A 21,026-nucleotide genomic window follows, 5' to 3' on the forward strand; every position below is an offset into this window, starting at 1 on the left:
CACCCGTGGGCCACGGGCTAAAAACCTGTGGCCCACGCTAAAATTTTCAATTAAATCCATTATTGAGAGCATGAACAGTTTCATCTCTGCGGCGTAATCCGCTATTGTAGACGCTAGACCGTTTTATAACGGGATGCGCCGGAGCGAAGATCCGCGTGCATGTTTTCAATCGTTCTAGGAGGAACACTCTTGGCTAAGGCTAAGTTCGAGCGCTCCAAGCCTCACGTTAACGTCGGTACCATTGGTCACGTTGACCACGGTAAGACCACCCTGACCGCAGCAATCTCCAAGGTTCTGGCTGACAAGTACCCGGACCTGAACGAGAAGCGCGACTTCGGTATGATCGACTCCGCTCCCGAGGAGCGCCAGCGCGGTATTACCATTAACATTGCTCACATTGAGTACCAGACCGAGAAGCGCCACTACGCACACGTTGACGCTCCCGGCCACGCTGACTACGTCAAGAACATGATTACCGGTGCGGCTCAGATGGACGGCGCAATCCTCGTGGTTGCTGCTACCGACGGCCCCATGGCACAGACCCGCGAGCACGTTCTGCTCGCTCGCCAGGTTGGCGTCCCCACCCTGCTGGTTGCACTGAACAAGGCAGACATGGTTGACGACGAAGAGCTCCTCGACCTCGTCGAGATGGAGGTCCGTGACCTCCTCTCCTCGCAGGAGTTCGACGGCGACAACGCCCCTGTCATTCGCGTTTCCGCGCTGAAGGCTCTCGAAGGCGATCCCGAGTGGGTTGCTAAGATCGAGGAGCTCATGGACGCAGTCGACACCTACATCCCGGACCCCGTGCGTGAGAAGGACAAGCCCTTCCTCATGCCCATCGAGGACGTCTTCACCATCACCGGTCGTGGCACCGTGGTGACCGGCCGTGCAGAGCGCGGTACCCTGAAGCTGAACTCCGAGGTCGAGATCGTTGGTATCCGCCCGATCCAGAAGACCACCGTTACCGGTATCGAGATGTTCCACAAGCAGCTCGACGAGGCATGGGCAGGCGAGAACTGTGGTCTGCTGCTGCGTGGTCTGAAGCGCGACGATGTTGAGCGTGGTCAGGTTGTCGTGGAGCCGGGCTCCATCACCCCCCACACCGAGTTCGAGGCAAACGTCTACATCCTCTCCAAGGATGAGGGTGGCCGTCACAACCCCTTCTACTCCAACTACCGTCCTCAGTTCTACTTCCGTACCACTGACGTGACCGGCGTTATCACCCTCCCCGAGGGCACCGAGATGGTTATGCCCGGTGACAACACCGAGATGACCGTTGACCTGATTCAGCCCATCGCAATGGAAGAGGGCCTCGGCTTCGCTATCCGTGAGGGTGGCCGCACCGTTGGTTCGGGTCGCGTTACCAAGATCATCAAGTAATTGCCGTAAACTTTACGACAATTCGCTGGTGACCTGCCGGAGGGTTTTCCCCTCCACCAGGTAGCGATACTTAAGGACCCCCGCAGTTTTGCGGGGGTCCTTTTGTTATGCCCAGAACCGGTCTCGTAGTGGTCTTGCCATAGCACCTAGACAAAATCGTATGCCGACCAGCGCAGGACAGGGCCGGATAACCCCCTCACGGTACCCGAGCATTTAGAAGGGACCACGCAGAAAAATACGGGGGAAGAAAATCTAGAAGAAGAGCAACGGGGCGGAGGACAGGCCACGAAAGTGCGCGGGGCTTCGGAAACGTTCTGCCCTGTGACCGCAGACCTTGCTAGTTGTTCCTCGTCGCAATGGGGGATGGCGGAAGCGACAAAGAAGCGGCCCTCAGCCGTATGAAGCTGAGGGCCGCTTGAAGGTGGGGCGCCTTGGAAAACACGGCTTACCGTGACTTCTCAGGGCGTTAGCGAGGCAACGTCACTACGCCGAACGCCCGTCCCATTCAGGAACGGAGTAGCCGCCACCGAGAGGCGGGGTCTGCGCCGGCGGAATAGACTGGCTATTCACCGATTGTGGTGCCTGCCCGCTGGGAGACTGCCCAACATATCCCTCGGCCGGGGGAAGAGCGGTAGCTTGAGAAACCGGAGTCTGATCCACCGGAGTCGACGGGACGCCACTGTCATCCTGGTGGCCACTTTGACGGGCAAGGAGCCTCCAAATGACGCCGGCAATAAGAATCACCGAGATGATGAGCAGGAAGAGCGGGTTGAGACCATTGAGCGAAATGGCAAGATCCACCGTCACCAGTACTGCCGATACGTATGCCCACGCCTTGGGGAGTACAAGACCGGCCAAGAGGGTCAGACCAATGCCCAGTACGAGGAGGATAACGTCAGGGCCCCCGGTCGGAATTCTCCAAAGAACCAGCGTCAGGAGCGCCTGAAGACCCAGAGCGCAGTACAGGAGAGTAGACGACACCTGTTCATTGACGGGACGATGCGCTGCCAAATTCTTGAAAACACCAACCGCAGCGATGGCGAGAACAATCAAAAGGGCAATCTCCAGCACCAGGACGATGCGAGGTGCATCAGAATAATGCAGCATCAGCCGGGAGATAGAGAGGCAGAAAGCCGTCGTTGCGATGGTAGGTACCTGCTCCACTCGGCATACGGACATCAGACACAGCGTGCTTAGACCCCATAGGAGGGCGTTGAGCTCTACGTGAGTGGAGCTTAGCAGGCCCATTAGCGTGGCGAAATAGAGTACGCCCAGTGCGGGAACCATCAGCAGATAGTTGATCGGACCAAAAATACCCTGAGCCAGGGGGAGGCGGGGCGCAAACTGCGAGGTGGGTGCAGGCAGGGGACCGTGCATCGGAAGAACAACGTTCCTAGATCCCGCCTGGACGACTATGGAAGGACGTACGTTAGGATGCAGAACGGGATTCTCTCGGGGGATGAGGACCTTCAATACCCACAGAATAACGACAGCCAGAAGTGCGGAGTAGCCGAAGAACTCGGCGTGGTCCGAAGGAGCCGGAACCCCGGAGACATTCCAGAGAGCAGTGATACAGAACGTGCTCACGCTCAGAGAAGCACCGGGCTGTAGGTACGGAACCTTCAGAGCAACGCTAACGCCCCAGACAGCAATCAGCAGAGCCGGAGCACCGACGGAGAGAAGGGGATCCTCAAGATATAGCAGGCCGCCGGTGAAAGCGCTGTAGCAGGCCGCCACCGTAAAGACTCCCGTCGCGATGTATAGCTCGGCAATGCGGCGAGTGCGGGCATAGAGGAGAACACTGTACAGGGTTTGCGCAGCCATTAGAGCAACGAAGAAGAAATGGACGACCATCGTCTTCACATCGTTATTCATGGACAGAAGCAATAGCGACCAGCAGATAGGCAGACGAGAAACAGTCAGAATCTCGGTGCGGATTGCTGAACGAGGGGGCAACATAAGACCGAGCGCCGCGTATAGCACGGTGATCAAAGTCGGGAGAACAGCGACCCACAGCGTGTACCCTGCGATATCCAAGGTACCTGTTATCACCGTGGCGAGGGCGCTACGGTAGTACAGGGTCCCGACCAAGCCGATCAGAAGAAGCCCGTAGAGACCAATACGCGTCAGAACCAGCAGGGTGTAGCGCATATCGTCACGGTTTGAAATGCCGAAGATACGCCCCAACAGCAGAATAGCCAAAAGGCTGAGTAGAAGAAGCGCTGCAGAGAACATACCGAAGTAGGCCCAGAAATGCTGGGCAATCGTCTTGACGGTAATGTCCACGAACATCGAGGCGAGCAACGACAGAGAACCAAGGAACAGGTAAGCCAGCCCCTCGGGGGTTCTCCGTAGACCCGGGATCCCCTGAATCTCAGCGGAGGGAAGAGCGAAGATGAGCAGGCCCGCAAGTGCAAATACAAGCGCGAAGACCAGACGCATCTCGATGGGCTGCATGTCAGGGAAGAGGGTCGTCGCAAGCAGGAAGAAACCTAGCGCATACCCGAGGGTACTCATCATGGATCCTGCAAAGCGTAGTTTGATGTCGCTGCGGCTCAAAATGTAGATGATGGTAGATGCGCCAAAGAAGAGGTAGAAATCGCCCTGGGTGTTCCCATTCGCGATATTGATCAAGAGGGCGATGCAGGGGAGAAGTGCCGAGAAGGCCAGCAACGCCATCGGCCGAAGAGCCTTACGGTAGGTCAGGCAGCTGATCAGATAGAAGATACCGATACCCCAGGAAGCGGGGAAGATTGTGTGGGGGGTCTGCACGTACGGTAGAAGCTCGGCCCAGCCGCTTTCTACATAGGGGGAAGCTATGGCGAGGGCGGCTACAAATGCACAAGAAAGGAGGATGAGACCGAAGCCTGCGTCGTAGGTAGGAAGCCACTCGAACTTCTCGCGAGGCGACTGAGCAGCAGAAGAGCTCCAAGGAATCTTGGATACCGTAGCCTCTTGATGCTGGGTGGGGAGTTGCGCATTAGCCATAGTGCGCACGCGGGGGACGAAGACGTACACAGAAACAATGTTGGTGACGAGTACGGTAATCGCAAAAATCGAGGGAGTCCAGACAATTTGGTTCAACTCATCAGCAAATGCCAGGACAGCAATAAGCGGGTAGATTCGTGCCTGAACAAAGTAGTCGATCTTCCCCTCCATGCACAGGAAGAGGATAGCGTGGACAGACATCACCGTGAAGGCGATACCCATGTCCAGAGAGGACATCTCATAGGTAAAGAAGAAAATGGACGCCGCGGTGACCGGAACAAAAATTCGTGATGAATCAACGAGACCTTCGCGGATACCCCGTGGAGCGGCTTCGGGAACAAAGTGAAGTACGAGTCCCAAGACAATCGCTACGACCGTGAGGACAATGAAGTACCAAACGAAGGGGAGCTCAACCACCCTCGTGGCGGCCAACGAATCTGAAATAAAGAAAGAAATTAGGAGATAACCCATGACACGGTTACGCATCAGAGTACATGCTCCAATAATTGCGGCGGTACCAATCAGAGAAGTGATAAGCCAGATGAAACGGCCCTGATCCCAGATACCGAGGATATACGTGGCAATACCCGTGAGGGGGATGAAAGCCAAGCCGGTCGCCGTAAAGGAATAGGAAGCGATGCGCAGACGCTTCACGAAACGGTAGGTCAACAGGCCCGCACCGTAAAAGACAACGGCCCCCAACGCTAACGCGAGGACGCGAATCAGCGCCGTCTCGTCGGTCGAGGAAGTAACCGAAGTAATGAAAAGGGCAGCAGCTCCAATGAGCAGAAGCGAACCGATGTACAGAACAATATTGAGGAAGAGGTCCTCGTTCATCCGCTGAGGATGCGGTGTTTGATGAGAGTACATTTCTCCGCGGGTGACCTGCGATGGTGCAGGGGAGGGAGGGAACGGTGCTTGCTCGTTATAGGGTTGGTTGATGGGGGAGTGCGTGTGACTGGGTGCCCGGTGAGGTTGTGTCGGCTGAGACATGATTTCTCCTTAGGCTAAGTGGTACTTCTACCATACGAGTACTATTAGGCTTGAAAGCTATATTTCGGGGTATAAACTGCATGGAAAATACTGAAAGTAGGTTTAGAAGTCTCTGTGAAGGACACACCGGGCGATGATGTCTGGTTACGGAGAGGGACAGGAAGGTCTTTTAAGTGTTCTTGACCACTTAATGAACGTTGACATTGCGAAAACCCCCGAATATTTGAGAGAATTGACGACGTTGTCAAAGTGTCTATCTGTATCAGATAGGCCCACGTATGACCCGGTCCGAAGGATGACGGGACGAGTTTGTCTAGAATATAGACGACACGCCCGAGTTCGGGGGTCGGTACTCAGGCGGGGTGAGGAACCCGGCAAAGCCGGATTCAGTCCGTTCTGAGTGGCGCACGTGATGAATATATCGCGTTCCTTAAGCGCTATAACAAAGGGGCAAAAGCTCCGATACAGGGAATACATCAAGAAAGAGAGTCCGACAGATGGCGGGACAGAAAATCCGCATCCGTCTGAAGTCCTATGACCACGAGGTCATCGATTCTTCGGCACGGAAAATCGTCGAAACGGTCAAGGGCGCAGGCGCAACTGTAGTTGGCCCCGTGCCGCTGCCGACCGAGAAGAACGTCTACTGTGTTATTCGTTCTCCCCACAAGTACAAGGACAGCCGCGAGCACTTCGAGATGCGTACGCACAAGCGTCTGATCGACGTTGTTGATCCGACCCCCAAGGCTGTTGATGCCCTCATGCGTCTCGACCTGCCGGCAGACGTAAACATCGAGATCAAGCTGTAGAGGATCGCATCTAATGACTAACAAATTCGAGCGCCAGGTGAAGGGCCTGCTGGGCACCAAGCTCGGCATGACCCAGGTCTGGGACGAGGACGGCAAGTTTGTGCCCGTCACCGTCGTCAAGGCTGATTCTAACGTTGTTACCCAGATCCGTAACCAGGAGACTGACGGCTACGAAGCTGTTCAGATTGGTTTCGGTGCAATCGACTCTCGCAAGGTTACCAAGCCCCTGGCTGGTCACTTCGAGAAGGCCGGTGTTACCCCCCGTCGCCACATCGTCGAGCTGCGTACCGCAGATGCTTCTGAGTATTCCCTCGGTCAGGAACTGACCGTTGAGCTCTTCGAAGCAGGCCAGAAGGTCGACGTCGTTGGTAAGACCAAGGGTAAGGGCTTCGCAGGTGTTATGAAGCGTCACGGCTTCAAGGGTGTTGGCGCGTCTCACGGTCAGCACAAGAACCACCGTAAGCCCGGTTCCATCGGTGGCGCATCCTACCCCGCACGCGTGTTCAAGGGTATGCGCATGGCTGGCCGTATGGGCGCAGCACGTCACACTACCTTGAACCTGACTATCCAGGGTGTGGACGCAGAGAACAATGTCCTGCTGATCAAGGGCGCAATCCCCGGTCCCAAGGGCGGCGTTGTTCTGGTTCGTACCGCTGTGAAGGGAGCCTAATACATCATGGCTGTTAAGACCCTTAAGGTAGACCTGCCCGCAGAGATTTTCGACGCGCAGGCATCCGTGCCCCTGCTGCACCAGGTTGTCGTTGCACAGCTCGCTGCTGCACGCCAGGGCACCCACAAGACCAAGAACCGCGGCGAGGTTTCCGGTGCAGGCCGTAAGCCCTTCAAGCAGAAGGGTACCGGTAACGCACGTCAGGGCTCCATCCGTGCACCGCACATGACTGGCGGTGGCGTTGTTCACGGTCCGACTCCGCGTAACTACGCACAGCGCACCCCCAAGAAGATGATCGCCGCTGCACTGCGCGGTGCTCTCTCTGACCGCGCTCGTCACGACCGCGTCCACGTTGTCGAGAACTTCATCTCCGGTGAGACCCCCTCGACCAAGGCTGCAAAGGCTGCATTCGCAGCTATCACCGAGCGCAAGAACATCCTTCTTGTGATTGCTCGTGCAGAGGACGTTGTGGCTCTGTCCGCACGTAACCTGGAGAACGTCCACGTTCTGTACGTCGACCAGCTCAACACCTACGATGTGCTGGTTTCGGACGACGTGGTCTTCACCAAGGCAGCATTCGACGCATTCGTTGCTGCAGCTCAGAAGAAGGAGGGCGCTAAGTAATGAGCGTTTCCACCAAGTCTGTATACGACGTGATCATTGCTCCCGTCGTTTCCGAGAAGAGCTACGGTCAGCTCGACGAAGGTAAGTACACCTTCGAGGTCGCTACCGATTCCAACAAGCTGGAAATCAAGCAGGCCATCGAGAAGATCTTTGACGTCAAGGTTGCTTCCGTCAACACCATCAACCGTCAGGGCAAGCGCAAGCGCACCCGTTTCGGTTGGGGCGCTCGCAAGAACACCAAGCGTGCGATTGTGACCCTCAAGGAAGGCACCATCGACATCTTCGGCGGTCCGCAGGCATAAGCCCCGCGGAGACCACTTTAACGAAGGAAGAAATATCTAAATGGGTATTCGTAAGTACAAGCCGACGACCCCGGGTCGCCGCGGTTCGAGCGTTGCTGATTTCGCAGAGATCACCCGCTCCACCCCGGAGAAGTCCCTGCTTCGTCCGCTTCACAAGACCGGCGGCCGTAACAACACCGGCCGCATCACCACCCGTCACAAGGGTGGCGGCCACAAGCGCCAGTACCGTCTGATCGACTTCCGTCGTCACGACAAGGACGGCGTGAACGCACGCGTTGCACACATCGAGTACGATCCCAACCGTACCGCACGCATCGCACTGCTGCACTACGTCGATGGTTCCAAGCGTTACATCATCGCTCCGAACAAGCTCGCTCAGGGCGACATCGTCGAGTCCGGTCCCGCAGCTGACATCAAGCCCGGCAACAACCTGCCCCTGCGCAACATCCCGGTTGGTACCGTGATTCACTGCGTCGAGCTCCGCCCCGGTGGCGGCGCAAAGCTGGCACGTTCCGCTGGTGCTTCTGTCCAGCTGGTTGCTAAGGAAGGCAAGTACGGCCAGCTCCGTCTGCCCTCCGGCGAAATCCGCAACGTGGATGTTCGTTGCCGCGCAACCGTGGGCGAGGTCGGCAACGCCGAGCAGTCCAACATCAACTGGGGTAAGGCTGGCCGCAACCGCTGGAAGGGCATCCGCCCGACCGTCCGTGGTGTGGTTATGAACCCGGTTGACCACCCGCACGGTGGTGGTGAAGGTAAGACCTCCGGTGGTCGTCACCCGGTTAACCCCAACGGTAAGCCCGAGGGTCGTACCCGCCGTCCCAACAAGGAAAGCGACAAGCTCATCGTTCGTCGCCGTCGTACTGGCAAGAAGCGCTAAGGAGCCTGAAACATGCCTCGTAGTTTGAAGAAGGGCCCTTTCGTTGATCAGCACCTCTACCTGAAGGTTGCAGCTCAGAACGAGAAGGGCACCAAGAACGTAATTAAGACTTGGTCGCGTCGCTCGATGATTATCCCCGACATGCTCGGTCACACCATCGCAGTGTACGACGGTCGCAAGCACGTGCCGGTGTTCATCACCGAGTCGATGGTTGGTCACAAGCTCGGTGAGTTTGCTCCGACCCGCACTTTCCGCAGCCATGTGAAGGACGACCGTAAGGGCAAGCGTCGCTAATCGGTTCATACCGATAAGCTAACGTTTCCCTTTCGGCAATAGACGAAAGAGAGATAGGCAATGGAAGCCAAGGCATCAGCGCGTTTCGTTCGCGTTACGCCTATGAAGGCCCGCCGTGTCGTCAACCTGATCCGTGGTAAGCAGGCGGAAGAGGCTCTGGCGATTCTGAAGTTCGCCCCCCAGGCAGCTTCGGAACCGGTATACAAGATCGTTGCTTCGGCAGTAGCTAACGCTCGTCAGAAGGCAACCCAGCAGGGTCTGCCCTTCCGCGAGGAAGAGCTGTTCATCAGCGAAGCATTCGTGAACGAGGGCCCGACCATGAAGCGCATTCAGCCCCGCGCTCAGGGTCGTGCATACCGAATCAACAAGCGCACCAGCCACATCACCGTGGTAGTTGCTACCCCGGAGAAGGAGGAGGACCGCTAAATGGGTCAGAAAATTCACCCGAACGGTTTCCGACTGGGCATCACCACTGACCACGTCTCCAAGTGGTTCGCTGATTCCAACAAGCCCGGCGAGCGTTACGCAGACTTCGTCCGTGAGGACGTGAAGATCCGCGAGCTGCTGGCAAAGAACCTGGATCGCGCAGGCGTTGCAAAGGTCGAGATCGAGCGTACCCGTGACCGCGTGCGTGTGGACATCCACACCGCTCGTCCCGGTATCGTGATTGGCCGTCGTGGCGCAGAAGCAGACCGCATCCGCGGCGAGCTCGAGAAGCTCACCGGCAAGCAGATTCAGCTGAACATCCTCGAGGTTGCTAACCCCGACCTCTCCGCTCAGCTGGTTGCACAGAGCATCGCAGAGCAGCTCGCATCGCGTGTTGCATTCCGCCGTGCAATGAAGAAGGCAATCCAGTCCGCACAGCGTGCAGGCGCAAAGGGTATCCGTATCCAGTGCTCCGGCCGTCTGGGTGGCGCTGAAATGTCCCGTTCCGAGTTCTACCGCGAAGGCCGTGTGCCCCTGCACACCCTGCGCGCGAACATCGACTACGGCTTCTTCGAGGCCAAGACCACCTTCGGCCGCATCGGTGTGAAGGTCTGGATCTACAAGGGCGACCTGACCGACAAGGAGCTGGCAGCTCAGCAGGCAGCAAACAACCGCCGTGGCAACCGCCGCGATGGTGACCGCCGCCGCCAGGGCAACCGTGGTCCTCGTCGCGAGCGCCGCAACGAGAACGCTTCGGCAAAGGTCGAGGCCAAGACTGCAGAGAACGGTGAGGCATAAATGCTTATTCCCCGTCGAGTAAAGTACCGTAAGCAGCACCACCCCAAGCGTAGTGGTCTCGCAAAGGGCGGCACCGAGGTTAGCTTCGGTGAGTGGGGCATCCAGGCCCTGACCCCCGCATACGTGACCAACCGTCAGATTGAGGCTGCACGTATCGCAATGACCCGTCACATCAAGCGTGGCGGTAAGGTCTGGATCAACATTTACCCGGACCGCCCCCTGACCAAGAAGCCCGCCGAAACCCGTATGGGTTCCGGTAAGGGTTCGCCCGAGTGGTGGGTCGCAAATGTCAAGCCGGGTCGAGTCATGTTTGAACTCGCCGGTGTGTCCGAAGAGGTGGCTCGCGAGGCAATGCGCCTGGCAATCCACAAGCTCCCGATGAAGGCACGTATTGTGCGTCGCCGTGAAGGTGGTGAATAAGCGAGATGGCAGTAGGCTCCAAGGACCTGAGCATCGAGAAGCTCGCAGCACTCTCTAACGAGGATCTGGCTGCAAAGCTGAGCGAAGCGAAGAAGGAACTCTTCAACATCCGCTTCCAGGAAGTCACCGGTCAGGCTAATGCAGGTCGTCGCCGCACTATTAAGCGCGACATCGCACGTATCTACACCGTGCTGCGTGAGCGCGAGCTCGGTATTCGTCCCGCAACTGAAGGTGAGTCCAAGTGAGTGAAGTAAAGAACGAAGAGCGCGGCTACCGTAAGACCCGCCGCGGCTACGTTGTCTCCGACAAGATGGACAAGACCGTTGTCGTCGAGGTCGAGGACCACGTGAAGCACGCTCTGTACGGCAAGGTTGTTCGCCGTAGCTCCAAGATCAAGGCACACGATGAGCAGAACACTGCAGGCATCGGTGACCTCGTTCTGATTGCAGAGACCCGTCCGCTGTCCGCTTCCAAGCGTTGGCGCGTCGTGGAGATTCTGGAGAAGGCTAAGTAAGCCTTTCCGCAGAATCATCTGCTAGAGCAATAATGGCCCCTTCCCCACAACTGTGGGGGAGGGGCCATTGCTATACCCCGAGATGAGAAACATCGCGAGCTAAAGAACGTCATATTTGGAGATTGGTCGTCATATATAGAAACAGTACTTTTGCCGGGGCAGGCTTTCTGTAGAGCATAAATAATGATCTGACCTGGATAAATATGGGAAAAGGCAGATTTTACGGGCAGTAGATGGGCAACAGGTACTGGGGGAAGACTTAGACAGAGCTGAAAATAGGTTGAAAACCTCCTGAGAAGGTGTTTATCATCAACTCTATAAGTGCTTAGCTATGCCTTGCCTATATATTAGGGGTAGTCGAGCACCTAATCCGGAGGTTGCACGACCTTTGGAGAAGTATCATCAACACATCATCGAGGATTACCATGACTTCTTCACCCAAGCCCTCACGCAAGCTGCTCGCCGTCGCCAGCGCCCTCTCCGTCGTCGCAGGATCGATGACCATGATTCCCGCATCTTTTGCGGCTAACGGCAATTCCTCCCTGCCCGCAGCATCCAGCGCACAGAACTCTAATGACGAGTGCCGTCATTTTAGCGTAAGCGCTACCCAGTATCAGGGTCTGCCCGGCCAGTACCAGCTGGCTTACGCACCGGCTACCTCTACCCTGTTCACTTCCTTCTCCTCCGGCCGTCCTCCGATCCTGACCGGCGGTTTGGGCTCCTGGAATGTCTCCTCCGCACCGAGCCTTGCATCGGTCTACCAGTTCCCGACCGTGGACTTCACCCCTCGCGGAGCCACCGAACCCTCGGGTAAGCAGATTGCATCCCCCTACGGTGTCGGCTATGACGAGGCTACCGGTTACGTGTGGGTGGCTCAGACTCGTAACAGCACCGTATCCGTGGTGGATCCCTCGACCAAGAAGGTGATCTGGACCAGCGCAGAAGGCGAAGTTGATCATCCTCGTGAGGTGCGCATCGACTCCGCAACCGGTAAAGCTTTTGTTTCCGGCTCCGGCGGTGTGACCGTCTTTGACACCACGACTCATGCTCTGGTTAAGAAGATTACCTTCACTGACGCCAAGGGCGAGGAAGATACCGCAATGAACATGCACGTAGACTCCGCTGATGGCAAGGTCTACGTCCCTACCCTGAGCGCAGGCACCCTGAAGGTAATTAATGGCAAGACTCTCGAGGTTGAGAAGACCATTGAGCTGCACAAGGACAGCGCAGATATCGCTCTGAACGCCTCGGACGTCACTATCGACAAGTCCCTGAAGGAAATCTACGTAAGCTCTCAGGGCGACCGAAAGACCGGGGCCAACTCCGGTGTGACCGTCTACGATCTGGAGACCGGCGCATATAAGAAGTCCATTCCCTTCGGTAAGCAGGCTCTTGCCATCACCTCTGACGAAGCTCGTGACCTGCTCTACGTTACCGATTACGGTACCGGCAACGTGGGCGTGATTGATGCGCGTACCGGCACCGTTGTCTCCGAAGTCTCCACCGGCGCTACTAGCGGCGCAAATGACGTGTTGGTTACTCCCGATGGCTCGGCCTACGCCTTGGCTCGAAGCACCGAGGACGCCTCCCCGATCGAGACCAACTACACCATCGACCCGGCTACCGGTGAATACCGAACCTCCAGCACCGAACCCAAGGGCAAGGACAACGCCGACAGCCCGATTACTCCCGGTGTCATGGTGAAGCTCAATACCACCATCGAGACCACTGCAAAGTCTGCCTCGCAGGCCTCTTCTGAGGAACTGGTGAAGACCTACACCGACGGCGCCAAGCTGTACACCACCAAGGATTGGACCAAGGGCGAGACCCTGAAGCTGCGCGGTGAGGGCTTCAAGACCCAGGACGGCAAGGGCTCCGTTGTTGCCGTCAAACTGAACAAGGGTAAAATCAGCGCTAAGGAAGAGCCGAAGCTCAACGGCAAGGAAGGCAACAGCGCAGGCGTGTGGGCCTACATTCAGGCCGATGAGAACGGTAACTTCACCGCCGAGCTGCCCTACCCCACCACCGCTAACTCCAGCCTGAAAGACGATCTGAATACCGGTGACCAGATTTCCGTGGCTCTGCTCTCCGGTTCGATGGTTGAGAACGACACCCCGCGTGGTGGCGAAGCTCTGAAGGCAACCGTCACCGAGCAGAAGGCCGCAGACACCACCTGCGCAACCGTCGAAACCTCCAAGGTTGCTGCTGCTCCTTCCGGTGTGACTACTCAGTACCCTGCGGGTACTCCGCTGACCACCGCGAAGAACGATGAGCCTACCCCCGCCCCGAGTGATTCGGCTAAGCCTGAGCCGACTACTCCGGCCCCGAGCGATTCGGCTAAGCCTGAGCCCTCCACCCCCGCGCCCAGCGATTCGGCCACTTCGAACGAGGTTGTGCACGAGTACAAGGATGGCGCTAAGGTTTACTTCCCCAAGACTTGGGAAGGCGAGAAGCTGACCTTCCGCGGCGAAGGCTTCAAGACCAAGGACGGCAAGGGCTCGGTTATCGCAGTCAAGCTGAACAAGGGCACCATCTCAGCCAAGGAAGAGCCGAAGCTGGAGGGTGCAGAAGCTAACAGCTCGGGCGTGTGGGCCTACATCAAGGCCGATGAGAACGGTAACTTCACCGCGACTATCAATCGTCCGACCGTTGCCAACTCCAACCTGAAGGAAGAGCTCAAGACCGGTGATAAGGTAGCTATTTATCTGCTCTCCGGCTCCCTGACCGAGAACGATAACGCACGTGGCGGCATGGCCGTCGAGTACACCTTCACGACCGAGAACCAGCCGAAGAAGGATGAAGCTAAGGACGCCCCCGTGAACCCCTCGGCTCCTGAGCCCTCCGCACCGGCCGAGTCGAAGGATCAGGCTAAGGACCAGTCCAAGGCTCCTGCAGATTCCCTGAAGCCCTCGGCCCAGGAGAAGGGCAACAGCGCTTCGAAGACCTCCGCTTCTTCGTCGCAGAACACCTCTTCTTCTAACGGCTCGAACTCTTCGAAGTCCTCGAAGTCTTCGCTGGCTAACACCGGTGCCTCCGGCGTCTTGATTGCATCTGGCCTGGGTGCCCTGGCTATGGTCGCGGGTGCCGGTATTCTGGTGGCTCGTCGCCGCAAGGCATAAACGTCGATGAAGCCATGCGGTCTTCCCAGCGCTGTTCTGGGGAGGAGGAGCATGCTTCCATAATCGGTTTGCGTAAACCGTAAAATAGCCCAGGGGCGGTTCCCTTCCTTATGAAGGGAACCGCCCCTGGGCTATGCCCGGAGGAATGTCTCGGGCGAAAAGAAAACCCGCACCGAAGTGCGGGCTTAATGGTCAAAGCGAGGTTCGGTCCCTAGACAAACGGATTAGCGAGGAAAAAGGGACCCAAGAAATCTGTCCGATAAGGACCGAACCTCTTGTTTGACGCATGCGTCTCTTCTATTATGGTACATCTCGCTGAATTTCGCACCTTCAGCGGGAGTTTTTGGCAAAAAACTTGATTTTTGAAAAAATCGCCCCAAATTTCTAAACTTTTTGGCCGATTTTTGCAGAAACTCGATATCCCGGGCCGTTATCTGAAGAAATGTTACGAAATCACTGCCGGATTCCCCACCGTTCTTCTGTGGCTACAGCCGATGTAGAAGAGGTGGCTCTCAAGCTTGGGTTCCCCGCAAGGCCATGATTTTCGGAAACCTTTGGAAATGCGTGGGCTCACCGGGCCGCAGACGACCCGAGGTCGTCTATCCCCGCGGTCACGTCCTCCACAACGTATGATGTAGAGCAACATTGCGAGGTATAAGACCCATGCTGCCTCTCATCTTGCGGCCGTGGTACTTGAGCCGCACATATCTGTTCCCCCTACACACAGACCTTCGGAGGAAGAATGTCCCAGTCGAATAACGAAACACAGCAGGGAGTCTCAGGTGCTCGCCAGATTGTGGAGCGACAGCCCGGACTAGCCGGGCAATATCAGGTTGCTTACAACCCCGAACGGGATGTTCTCTTCGTGACCGGTAGCTTCAACCACACCAAGACCCATGGCACCCTGTGCGCCACTCTTGCACGCCTGAATGCCCACACCTTGGAGACTGAACTTACCGCGTATCTGCCCGTGGTCGAGGACCATAACCCTGGCCAGGAAGGCCTCTACCAAATTCAGGCCGCCTATGGGGTGGCCCTCGACAATCAACGCGGTCTGGTATGGACCGGAGGAACCCGAACCCAAACGGTCACCGCGTACTCTCAGGATGACCTTTCGCTCGTGTGGGATTCACGCTCCGAGGATATTGAGATGCTCACCCCGCGCGAGCTCTACGTGGCTCCTGACGGATCTGTACTCGTGACCGGTGCCGGCGGTTACCAGGTTATTTCTGCTGCTAACGATAAGGGGGAGCGCACCGTCAGCCCCCTGCGGGATTTTGGTCCCGCAATGCTACTCGGTCCCATCGCCGATGAGGAAAGCGGCCTGCTGTATGTCCCGAATATTATCAAGGACGAAATCTGGGTTATCGATCTGAAGACCTGGGAACGGGTTAATGTTTTTCCCGTGCGGGGTGGTCAGGATGCTGAAACCTCCGTTATGGTACACGGCGCGGAGATTGACCCCGCCCGCGGGGAGCTTTATATTTCGGCACAGGGAGCTGAAAGCAAGAACTCCGGCCTGTACATTCTGAGCCTGGAGGGCGAACAGCTGGCTTATATTCCCTTTGGCCGGATGCCCACCGATATTCTCTTCGATTCGAAGCGTCATCTGCTCTACGTCGCGGACTTTGGCGGTAAGGGAGAGCCCTCCATCGCCGGTGGTGGCACCATTACGGTGATCAACTCTTTGACCCGAGAAATTGTTGAGACGATTCAAGTAGCTCCTACCCGCATCAATCATCAGGTGCTGCTCTCCGACGGCTCGGTAATCGCTATCGACAAGGCCGGAGACTATCCCGCGGCTACCGTACCCTACGTGCTGGATGCTCGTAGCGGTCAGTATTACGAGTCGAAGAACGAATCACGCCCCGGAGAAGAACTGAACTCTATCGTTCGCGATGGGTTGGCTCGTGTGCGTGTTACGGGGGAATAGTCGGAGGACTCAGAGGGCTCTGGCTCGTTGAACCTTGGGCGGCAGCCCGTGTTTTCCAGTGGGGGAGAGGCCGAGATGTTAGCGCGAATAGCGCTCGCGATGCGTAGAAAATAGGCCGGATGCGCGATGTATTTAAAGTATCCTCGGCAAGCCTGTCACGGGATATATCAAAAAGTAGTAAAATATAAATATCTACCACCTTTGTTTGACACATTGCGCGGTAGATTTCTCGAGGCCCCTTCAGTTTCTTATGCGTCAGGAACTACACGAAGGGGCCTCCTGCTTTAACTGTCTAATAAGGAGTTTACCCCCTCTATGCCCGATGTATGGGCGGAAGATGTCTGCACTGATGCAGTAAGACTGGGGTAAGACAGGCGCAGAAGAGACGGTAATCATGTTTGTGAAACCCTTGCAATGCCCGAGTGGTTCCTGTAGAGTATTAAGACTGTGCGGCTGTATCCAAATAGCCGCGCAACCACGGGCTTCTCGTGCCAGTGCATAATGCCGCTAATTACGGGTGGATACGCCCGCTTCACGCGGGTCCAAATGCTTCTGGCATGGGTTTGCCCCAGGCGTTTCCGCTAACCCCTTCCCTAGAGCTGGGGCCCGGGGCGTCAACCAATCCCGTAAAAATGTTCCGCAAGGCTGGCTCACGCCTCAAGTGAGTCGGAACCGGCGAGACGACAGGAGAAATATGATTCAGCAGGAGTCGCGACTGAAGGTCGCCGACAACACTGGTGCGAAGGAAATCCTGACCATCCGTGTTCTCGGTGGTTCCTCGCGTCGCTACGCAGGCATCGGCGACATCATTGTCGCAACCGTCAAGGATGCAATCCCCGGCGGTACCGTAAAGAAGGGTGACGTTGTCAAGGCAGTCGTCGTCCGCACCAAGAAGGAAACCCGTCGTCCCGACGGCTCCTACATCAAGTTCGACGAGAACTCCGCAGTGATCCTGAAGAACACTGATGGTGATCCCCGTGGTACCCGTATCTTCGGCCCCGTGGGTCGTGAGCTTCGCGACAAGAAGTTCATGAAGATTGTTTCGCTGGCTCCGGAGGTGCTCTAATTCATGGCTAAGATCAAGTCCGGCGACCTGGTTCAGGTTATTTCCGGTGCAGATAAGGGCAAGCAGGGCAAGGTTCTGAAGGTTCTCCCCAAGGAAAACCGCGTGATTGTTGAGGGCGTCAAGGTCGTCACCAAGCACACCAAGGCTAACCCCCTGACCGGCGCAGCAGGCGGCATTCAGAAGGTTGAGGCACCGATCCACGTTTCTAACGTTGCGATTGTTGACCCCGAGACCAAGAAGCCGACCCGTGTTGGTTTCCGCCTCGAGACTGTAGAGCGTGACGGCAAGGAGCGCACCGTTCGCGTGCGCGTTGCTAAGCGTTCGGGTAAGGACATCTAATGACCGAAACCAAGATCACCCCCCGCTTCAAGACCAAGTACGCTGAGGTCGTCGTTCCCGCTCTGCAGGAAGAGTTCAAGTACGAGAACGTCATGCAGACCCCGAAGATCGTTAAGGTCGTCGTAAACATGGGTGTTGGCGAGGCAGCTCGCGACGCAAAGCTCATGGATGGCGCTATTCGCGATCTCACCGCAATCACCGGTCAGAAGCCGATTGTTACCCGCGCTAAGAAGTCCATCGCACAGTTCAAGCTGCGCGAAGGTATGCCCATCGGTGCACACGTCACCCTGCGTGGCGACCGCATGTGGGAATTCCTGGACCGCCTCGTCACCCTGGCACTGCCCCGAATCCGCGACTTCCGCGGCCTCTCGGATCGCCAGTTCGACGGTAACGGTAACTACACCTTCGGTCTGACCGAGCAGTCCATGTTCCACGAAATCGATCAGGACTCGATCGACCGCGTGCGTGGTATGGACATTACCGTGGTGACCTCCGCGAAGACCGACGACGAGGGCCGTGCCATTCTGAAGGCACTGGGCTTCCCGTTCAAGACCAAGTAACGACTACGTTGTAGGTCCAGACCCCGTTACCGCGGGGTAGGGAAACCACAACGAGGAAGGGCACAAGCCCACAATGACTATGACTGATCCGGTCGCAGATATGCTGACCCGTTTGCGCAACGCAAACTCCGCATACCACGACACCGTATCCATGCCCTACTCCAAGCTGAAGTCTCGCATCGCCGAGATCCTGAAGGCTGAGGGTTACATCGCCGACGTTAAGGTTGAGGATGCAAAGGTCGGCAAGACCCTGACCCTCGTCCTCAAGTACGGTCCGTCCCGTGAGCGTTCCATCGCTGGCGTGCGTCGTATTTCCAAGCCGGGCCTGCGTACCTACGCAAAGTCCACCAACCTGCCCCAGGTTCTGGGTGGCCTCGGCATCGCAATCCTGTCCACCTCTTCGGGTCTGCTGACTGACAAGCAGGCTGCGAAGAAGGGTGTGGGCGGCGAAGTCATCGCTTACATCTGGTAGTCGGTTAGAAGAGAAAGGAAGAGAATAATGTCACGTATTGGACGTCTCCCCATCTCGGTTCCCGCCGGCGTTGAGGTTAAGGTCGATGGCAACCTGGTCACCGTTAAGGGCGCAAAGGGCGAGCTCTCCCACAAGGTTGCTTCCCCCATCACTGTCGCTCTGAACGACAACGAGATCGTCGTGTCTCGTCCCAACGACGAGCGCCTGTCTCGCTCGCTGCACGGTCTGACTCGTACCCTGATTCAGAACCTGATCATCGGCGTGACCTCCGGCTTCGAGAAGAAGCTGGAAATCGTCGGTACCGGTTACCGTGTGACCCCGAAGGGTAACGACCTGGAGTTCGCTCTGGGCTACTCCCACCCGATCAACATCACCGCTCCCGAGGGTATTACCTTCGCAGTGGAGGGTGCTAACAAGCTGACCGTGTCGGGTATCGACAAGCAGCTCGTTGGTCAGGTTGCAGCAAACATTCGTGGTCTGCGTAAGCCCGATCCCTACAAGGGCAAGGGTGTTCGCTACGCAGGTGAGCACATCCGCCGCAAGGTCGGAAAGGCTGGTAAGTAAACATGGCTATCAAGTCGAAGGCAGCGCAGCGTGCACGTCGTCACGCTCGCATCCGCAAGTACGTTTCGGGTACCGCTGCGCGTCCGCGCCTGTGCGTCACCCGTTCGACCCGTCACATGTTCGTTCAGGTTATCGACGATGTCAAGGGCGTGACCCTGGCATCCGCTTCCACCATGGAAGCAGAGCTGCGTGCAGCTGACCTGGACAAGACCGCTAAGGCAAAGCGCGTTGGTGAGCTCGTTGCAGAGCGCGCCAAGGCAGCAGGTGTTGAGGCAGTCGTGTTCGACCGCGGTGGTAACAAGTACCACGGCCGTGTTGCAGCCGTTGCTGACGGTGCACGCGAAGGGGGTCTTGCACTCTAATGAGCGAGCAGAACGTAAAGGAAACTCAGGTGAGCGAAGCAGTAGTAGCTGAAACCGCTGAGACCTCCAACCAGCGCGAGGAGCGCCGCAACAACCGCGGCGAGCGTCGTGGCCGTGGCGAGCGCCGCAACAACCGCGCTCGCGAGGAGGAGAAGGACAAGTACATCGAGCGCGTTGTGACCATCAACCGCGTTTCCAAGGTCGTCAAGGGTGGTCGTCGCTTCAGCTTCACCGCACTGGTCGTCGTTGGTGACGGTAACGGCCTGGTCGGCGTTGGCTACGGTAAGGCTAAGGAAGTCCCCGCAGCAATCTCCAAGGGTGTCGAGGAAGCAAAGAAGAACTTCTTCCGCGTTCCCCGCATCGAGAACCGCACCATCCCGCACCGCGTGCAGGGTGAGGCAGCTGCAGGCGTTGTGATGCTCCGTCCGGCAACCGCTGGTACCGGTGTTATCGCAGGTGGCCCCGTGCGTGCAGTACTCGAGTGCGCAGGCATTCACGATGTGCTGTCCAAGTCGCTCGGTTCCTCGAACCAGATCAACATCGTTCACGCAACCGTTGCAGCACTCAAGCAGCTTGAGGAGCCCCTGGCAGTGGCAGCCCGCCGTGGCCTGCCCACCGACGAGGTTATCCCCAGCTACCTGCGCAACACCAAGTCTGAGAAGGCAGGTGCGTAGTAATGGCCAAGCGTATTCAGCCCAGCGACGCAAAGCTGGAAATCACCCAGGTCAAGTCCTATGTTGGTCAGAAGCAGAACATGCGTGAAACCCTCCGTTCCCTGGGCCTCAAGCGCCCCGGTAACAAGGTTGTTCGCACTGCTGACCCCGTCACCGTTGGCATGGTTAACACCGTTGCTCACCTGGTGAAGGTTGAGGAGGTCAAGTAAAGATGGCAGAAGCTATCAAGATTCACGATCTGCGCCCGGCACCGGGTGCCCACAAGGCAAAGACCCGCGTTGGCCGCGGTGAAGGCTCCAAGGGTAAGACCGCAGGTCGCGGTACCAAGGGTACCAAGGCACGCTACCAGGTTCGTGCAGGCTTCGAAGGCGGCCAGCTGCCGCTGCACATGCGCCTGCCGAAGCTGCGCGGTTTCAAGAACCCCTTCCGCACCGAGTACCAGGTTGTTAACCTGGACCGCATCCAGGAACTGTTCCCCAACGGTGGCGACGTCACCGTCGAGGCACTGGTTGCTAAGGGTGCCGTTCGCAAGAACGAGCTCGTGAAGGTTCTGGGCAACGGCGAAATCTCCGTCAAGGTGAACGTTGTTGTCGACAAGGCATCGGCTTCCGCTATCGAGAAGATCGAGGCCGCTGGCGGTTCCGTAACCGTTAAGTAGTCTTAGCTACTGAAAGCCCCCGCTCGGATAATTCGAGCGGGGGCTTTTGCGTGAAAAGTTATTCTGACGGTTCTATATATCTGTTTTGGTATATATCGATAGGTTGTTTGAAGGCCCTTTGACAGTGCGTGAGAGGTAAAAATCACGCTAGAAGAATATAAAACATACATATTCTCGTGAGAAGTTA

Annotated in this window: 24 protein-coding genes; 23 read left to right on the forward strand and 1 reads right to left on the reverse strand. The window is 57.1% G+C overall.

Going from position 1 to position 21,026, the window contains the following annotated elements; all coding sequences use genetic code 11:
- Positions 1-189: 189 nt before the first annotated feature.
- On the forward strand, positions 190-1,380 hold the full coding sequence (gene tuf / locus HMPREF2630_RS04805) for an elongation factor Tu (RefSeq protein ID WP_049331906.1): 1,191 nt from the start codon (positions 190-192) through the stop codon (positions 1,378-1,380).
- Between the two features lie 483 nt (positions 1,381-1,863).
- Here tuf and HMPREF2630_RS04810 read toward each other — a convergent pair whose 3' ends face one another.
- Entirely contained in the window at positions 1,864-5,361 is a 3,498-nt protein-coding gene (locus HMPREF2630_RS04810; protein WP_143131595.1) for a Fe2+/Zn2+ uptake regulation protein, read from the reverse strand.
- Positions 5,362-5,858: 497 nt separating this feature from the next.
- Here HMPREF2630_RS04810 and rpsJ point away from each other — a divergent pair, with 497 nt between their 5' ends.
- The 22 genes from rpsJ (at position 5,859) to rplO (ending at position 20,839) form a co-directional block, all read left to right on the forward strand.
- Positions 5,859-6,167, forward strand: a complete 309-nt coding sequence (rpsJ, locus tag HMPREF2630_RS04815) for a 30S ribosomal protein S10 (RefSeq protein ID WP_004005287.1) — start codon at positions 5,859-5,861, stop codon at positions 6,165-6,167.
- A 13-nt stretch (positions 6,168-6,180) separates the two neighbouring features.
- Positions 6,181-6,837 (forward strand): 50S ribosomal protein L3, encoded by a 657-nt coding sequence (rplC, locus tag HMPREF2630_RS04820; protein ID WP_005504955.1) that lies wholly within the window; start codon positions 6,181-6,183, stop codon positions 6,835-6,837.
- A 6-nt stretch (positions 6,838-6,843) separates the two neighbouring features.
- Positions 6,844-7,461: a 50S ribosomal protein L4 gene (gene rplD, locus HMPREF2630_RS04825; protein ID WP_049343391.1), complete on the forward strand. Its 618-nt coding sequence runs from the start codon at positions 6,844-6,846 to the stop codon at positions 7,459-7,461.
- Entirely contained in the window at positions 7,461-7,763 is a 303-nt protein-coding gene (gene rplW, locus HMPREF2630_RS04830) for a 50S ribosomal protein L23 (RefSeq protein WP_005504959.1), read from the forward strand. Before rplD ends, rplW begins: the two co-directional genes overlap by 1 nt.
- 40 nt (positions 7,764-7,803) lie before the next feature.
- Positions 7,804-8,640: a 50S ribosomal protein L2 gene (gene rplB, locus HMPREF2630_RS04835; protein ID WP_049331908.1), complete on the forward strand. Its 837-nt coding sequence runs from the start codon at positions 7,804-7,806 to the stop codon at positions 8,638-8,640.
- Between the two features lie 12 nt (positions 8,641-8,652).
- Positions 8,653-8,934 (forward strand): 30S ribosomal protein S19, encoded by a 282-nt coding sequence (gene rpsS / locus HMPREF2630_RS04840; RefSeq protein ID WP_004005282.1) that lies wholly within the window; start codon positions 8,653-8,655, stop codon positions 8,932-8,934.
- A gap of 60 nt (positions 8,935-8,994) precedes the next feature.
- Positions 8,995-9,360 carry a 50S ribosomal protein L22 gene (gene rplV, locus HMPREF2630_RS04845; protein WP_005504964.1) on the forward strand — a complete coding sequence of 122 codons (366 nt, stop codon included), beginning with the start codon at positions 8,995-8,997 and terminating at the stop codon, positions 9,358-9,360.
- Positions 9,361-10,158 carry a 30S ribosomal protein S3 gene (rpsC, locus tag HMPREF2630_RS04850; RefSeq protein ID WP_049331911.1) on the forward strand — a complete coding sequence of 266 codons (798 nt, stop codon included), beginning with the start codon at positions 9,361-9,363 and terminating at the stop codon, positions 10,156-10,158.
- On the forward strand, positions 10,159-10,578 hold the full coding sequence (rplP, locus tag HMPREF2630_RS04855; RefSeq protein ID WP_049331913.1) for a 50S ribosomal protein L16: 420 nt from the start codon (positions 10,159-10,161) through the stop codon (positions 10,576-10,578). It abuts the gene before it with no gap.
- Positions 10,579-10,583: 5 nt separating this feature from the next.
- Positions 10,584-10,823 carry a 50S ribosomal protein L29 gene (gene rpmC / locus HMPREF2630_RS04860; RefSeq protein WP_049331915.1) on the forward strand — a complete coding sequence of 80 codons (240 nt, stop codon included), beginning with the start codon at positions 10,584-10,586 and terminating at the stop codon, positions 10,821-10,823.
- Positions 10,820-11,092 (forward strand): 30S ribosomal protein S17, encoded by a 273-nt coding sequence (gene rpsQ / locus HMPREF2630_RS04865; protein WP_049331917.1) that lies wholly within the window; start codon positions 10,820-10,822, stop codon positions 11,090-11,092. The genes rpmC and rpsQ overlap by 4 nt, the downstream gene beginning before the upstream one ends.
- Positions 11,093-11,517: 425 nt before the next feature.
- Positions 11,518-14,211: a YncE family protein gene (locus HMPREF2630_RS09425; RefSeq protein WP_049343390.1), complete on the forward strand. Its 2,694-nt coding sequence runs from the start codon at positions 11,518-11,520 to the stop codon at positions 14,209-14,211.
- Positions 14,212-14,953: 742 nt separating this feature from the next.
- Positions 14,954-16,144: a YncE family protein gene (locus HMPREF2630_RS04875; RefSeq protein ID WP_049343389.1), complete on the forward strand. Its 1,191-nt coding sequence runs from the start codon at positions 14,954-14,956 to the stop codon at positions 16,142-16,144.
- 694 nt (positions 16,145-16,838) lie between these two features.
- Positions 16,839-17,210 carry a 50S ribosomal protein L14 gene (gene rplN / locus HMPREF2630_RS04880; RefSeq protein WP_005504986.1) on the forward strand — a complete coding sequence of 124 codons (372 nt, stop codon included), beginning with the start codon at positions 16,839-16,841 and terminating at the stop codon, positions 17,208-17,210.
- A gap of 3 nt (positions 17,211-17,213) precedes the next feature.
- Entirely contained in the window at positions 17,214-17,549 is a 336-nt protein-coding gene (gene rplX / locus HMPREF2630_RS04885) for a 50S ribosomal protein L24 (protein ID WP_005504988.1), read from the forward strand.
- The gene (rplE, locus tag HMPREF2630_RS04890) at positions 17,549-18,109 is read left to right on the forward strand and encodes a 50S ribosomal protein L5 (RefSeq protein WP_049331923.1); all 561 of its coding nucleotides are present in this window, start codon (positions 17,549-17,551) and stop codon (positions 18,107-18,109) included. Before rplX ends, rplE begins: the two co-directional genes overlap by 1 nt.
- 73 nt (positions 18,110-18,182) lie before the next feature.
- The gene (gene rpsH, locus HMPREF2630_RS04895) at positions 18,183-18,581 is read left to right on the forward strand and encodes a 30S ribosomal protein S8 (RefSeq protein ID WP_049331925.1); all 399 of its coding nucleotides are present in this window, start codon (positions 18,183-18,185) and stop codon (positions 18,579-18,581) included.
- 27 nt (positions 18,582-18,608) lie between these two features.
- Positions 18,609-19,145 carry a 50S ribosomal protein L6 gene (gene rplF / locus HMPREF2630_RS04900; protein ID WP_049331926.1) on the forward strand — a complete coding sequence of 179 codons (537 nt, stop codon included), beginning with the start codon at positions 18,609-18,611 and terminating at the stop codon, positions 19,143-19,145.
- Positions 19,146-19,147: 2 nt separating this feature from the next.
- The gene (rplR, locus tag HMPREF2630_RS04905) at positions 19,148-19,507 is read left to right on the forward strand and encodes a 50S ribosomal protein L18 (RefSeq protein WP_005505006.1); all 360 of its coding nucleotides are present in this window, start codon (positions 19,148-19,150) and stop codon (positions 19,505-19,507) included.
- Positions 19,508-19,536: 29 nt separating this feature from the next.
- Positions 19,537-20,181, forward strand: coding sequence for a 30S ribosomal protein S5 (gene rpsE / locus HMPREF2630_RS04910; protein ID WP_192830492.1), 645 nt, complete (start codon positions 19,537-19,539; stop codon positions 20,179-20,181).
- A gap of 2 nt (positions 20,182-20,183) precedes the next feature.
- Positions 20,184-20,390, forward strand: a complete 207-nt coding sequence (gene rpmD / locus HMPREF2630_RS04915; RefSeq protein WP_049331928.1) for a 50S ribosomal protein L30 — start codon at positions 20,184-20,186, stop codon at positions 20,388-20,390.
- A gap of 2 nt (positions 20,391-20,392) precedes the next feature.
- Entirely contained in the window at positions 20,393-20,839 is a 447-nt protein-coding gene (gene rplO / locus HMPREF2630_RS04920; RefSeq protein WP_005505008.1) for a 50S ribosomal protein L15, read from the forward strand.
- Positions 20,840-21,026 lie beyond the last annotated feature (187 nt).

It is taken from the genome of Rothia sp. HMSC072B03 (genome assembly GCF_001809565.1).
GTDB lineage: Bacteria > Actinomycetota > Actinomycetes > Actinomycetales > Micrococcaceae > Rothia > Rothia mucilaginosa_A.

What these genes read in the sequence shown, in the direction of transcription:
- HMPREF2630_RS04810 (WP_143131595.1), bottom strand. Translation starts at nt 5,361, where the DNA reads ATGTCTCAGCCGACACAACCTCACCGGGCACCCAGTCACACGCACTCC.
- rpsJ (WP_004005287.1), top strand. Translation starts at nt 5,859, where the DNA reads ATGGCGGGACAGAAAATCCGCATCCGTCTGAAGTCCTATGACCACGAG.
- rplC (WP_005504955.1), top strand. Translation starts at nt 6,181, where the DNA reads ATGACTAACAAATTCGAGCGCCAGGTGAAGGGCCTGCTGGGCACCAAG.
- rplD (WP_049343391.1), top strand. Translation starts at nt 6,844, where the DNA reads ATGGCTGTTAAGACCCTTAAGGTAGACCTGCCCGCAGAGATTTTCGAC.
- rplW (WP_005504959.1), top strand. Translation starts at nt 7,461, where the DNA reads ATGAGCGTTTCCACCAAGTCTGTATACGACGTGATCATTGCTCCCGTC.
- rplB (WP_049331908.1), top strand. Translation starts at nt 7,804, where the DNA reads ATGGGTATTCGTAAGTACAAGCCGACGACCCCGGGTCGCCGCGGTTCG.
- rpsS (WP_004005282.1), top strand. Translation starts at nt 8,653, where the DNA reads ATGCCTCGTAGTTTGAAGAAGGGCCCTTTCGTTGATCAGCACCTCTAC.
- rplV (WP_005504964.1), top strand. Translation starts at nt 8,995, where the DNA reads ATGGAAGCCAAGGCATCAGCGCGTTTCGTTCGCGTTACGCCTATGAAG.
- rpsC (WP_049331911.1), top strand. Translation starts at nt 9,361, where the DNA reads ATGGGTCAGAAAATTCACCCGAACGGTTTCCGACTGGGCATCACCACT.
- rplP (WP_049331913.1), top strand. Translation starts at nt 10,159, where the DNA reads ATGCTTATTCCCCGTCGAGTAAAGTACCGTAAGCAGCACCACCCCAAG.
- rpmC (WP_049331915.1), top strand. Translation starts at nt 10,584, where the DNA reads ATGGCAGTAGGCTCCAAGGACCTGAGCATCGAGAAGCTCGCAGCACTC.
- HMPREF2630_RS09425 (WP_049343390.1), top strand. Translation starts at nt 11,518, where the DNA reads ATGACTTCTTCACCCAAGCCCTCACGCAAGCTGCTCGCCGTCGCCAGC.
- HMPREF2630_RS04875 (WP_049343389.1), top strand. Translation starts at nt 14,954, where the DNA reads ATGTCCCAGTCGAATAACGAAACACAGCAGGGAGTCTCAGGTGCTCGC.
- rplN (WP_005504986.1), top strand. Translation starts at nt 16,839, where the DNA reads ATGATTCAGCAGGAGTCGCGACTGAAGGTCGCCGACAACACTGGTGCG.
- rplX (WP_005504988.1), top strand. Translation starts at nt 17,214, where the DNA reads ATGGCTAAGATCAAGTCCGGCGACCTGGTTCAGGTTATTTCCGGTGCA.
- rplE (WP_049331923.1), top strand. Translation starts at nt 17,549, where the DNA reads ATGACCGAAACCAAGATCACCCCCCGCTTCAAGACCAAGTACGCTGAG.
- rpsH (WP_049331925.1), top strand. Translation starts at nt 18,183, where the DNA reads ATGACTATGACTGATCCGGTCGCAGATATGCTGACCCGTTTGCGCAAC.
- rplF (WP_049331926.1), top strand. Translation starts at nt 18,609, where the DNA reads ATGTCACGTATTGGACGTCTCCCCATCTCGGTTCCCGCCGGCGTTGAG.
- rplR (WP_005505006.1), top strand. Translation starts at nt 19,148, where the DNA reads ATGGCTATCAAGTCGAAGGCAGCGCAGCGTGCACGTCGTCACGCTCGC.
- rpmD (WP_049331928.1), top strand. Translation starts at nt 20,184, where the DNA reads ATGGCCAAGCGTATTCAGCCCAGCGACGCAAAGCTGGAAATCACCCAG.
- rplO (WP_005505008.1), top strand. Translation starts at nt 20,393, where the DNA reads ATGGCAGAAGCTATCAAGATTCACGATCTGCGCCCGGCACCGGGTGCC.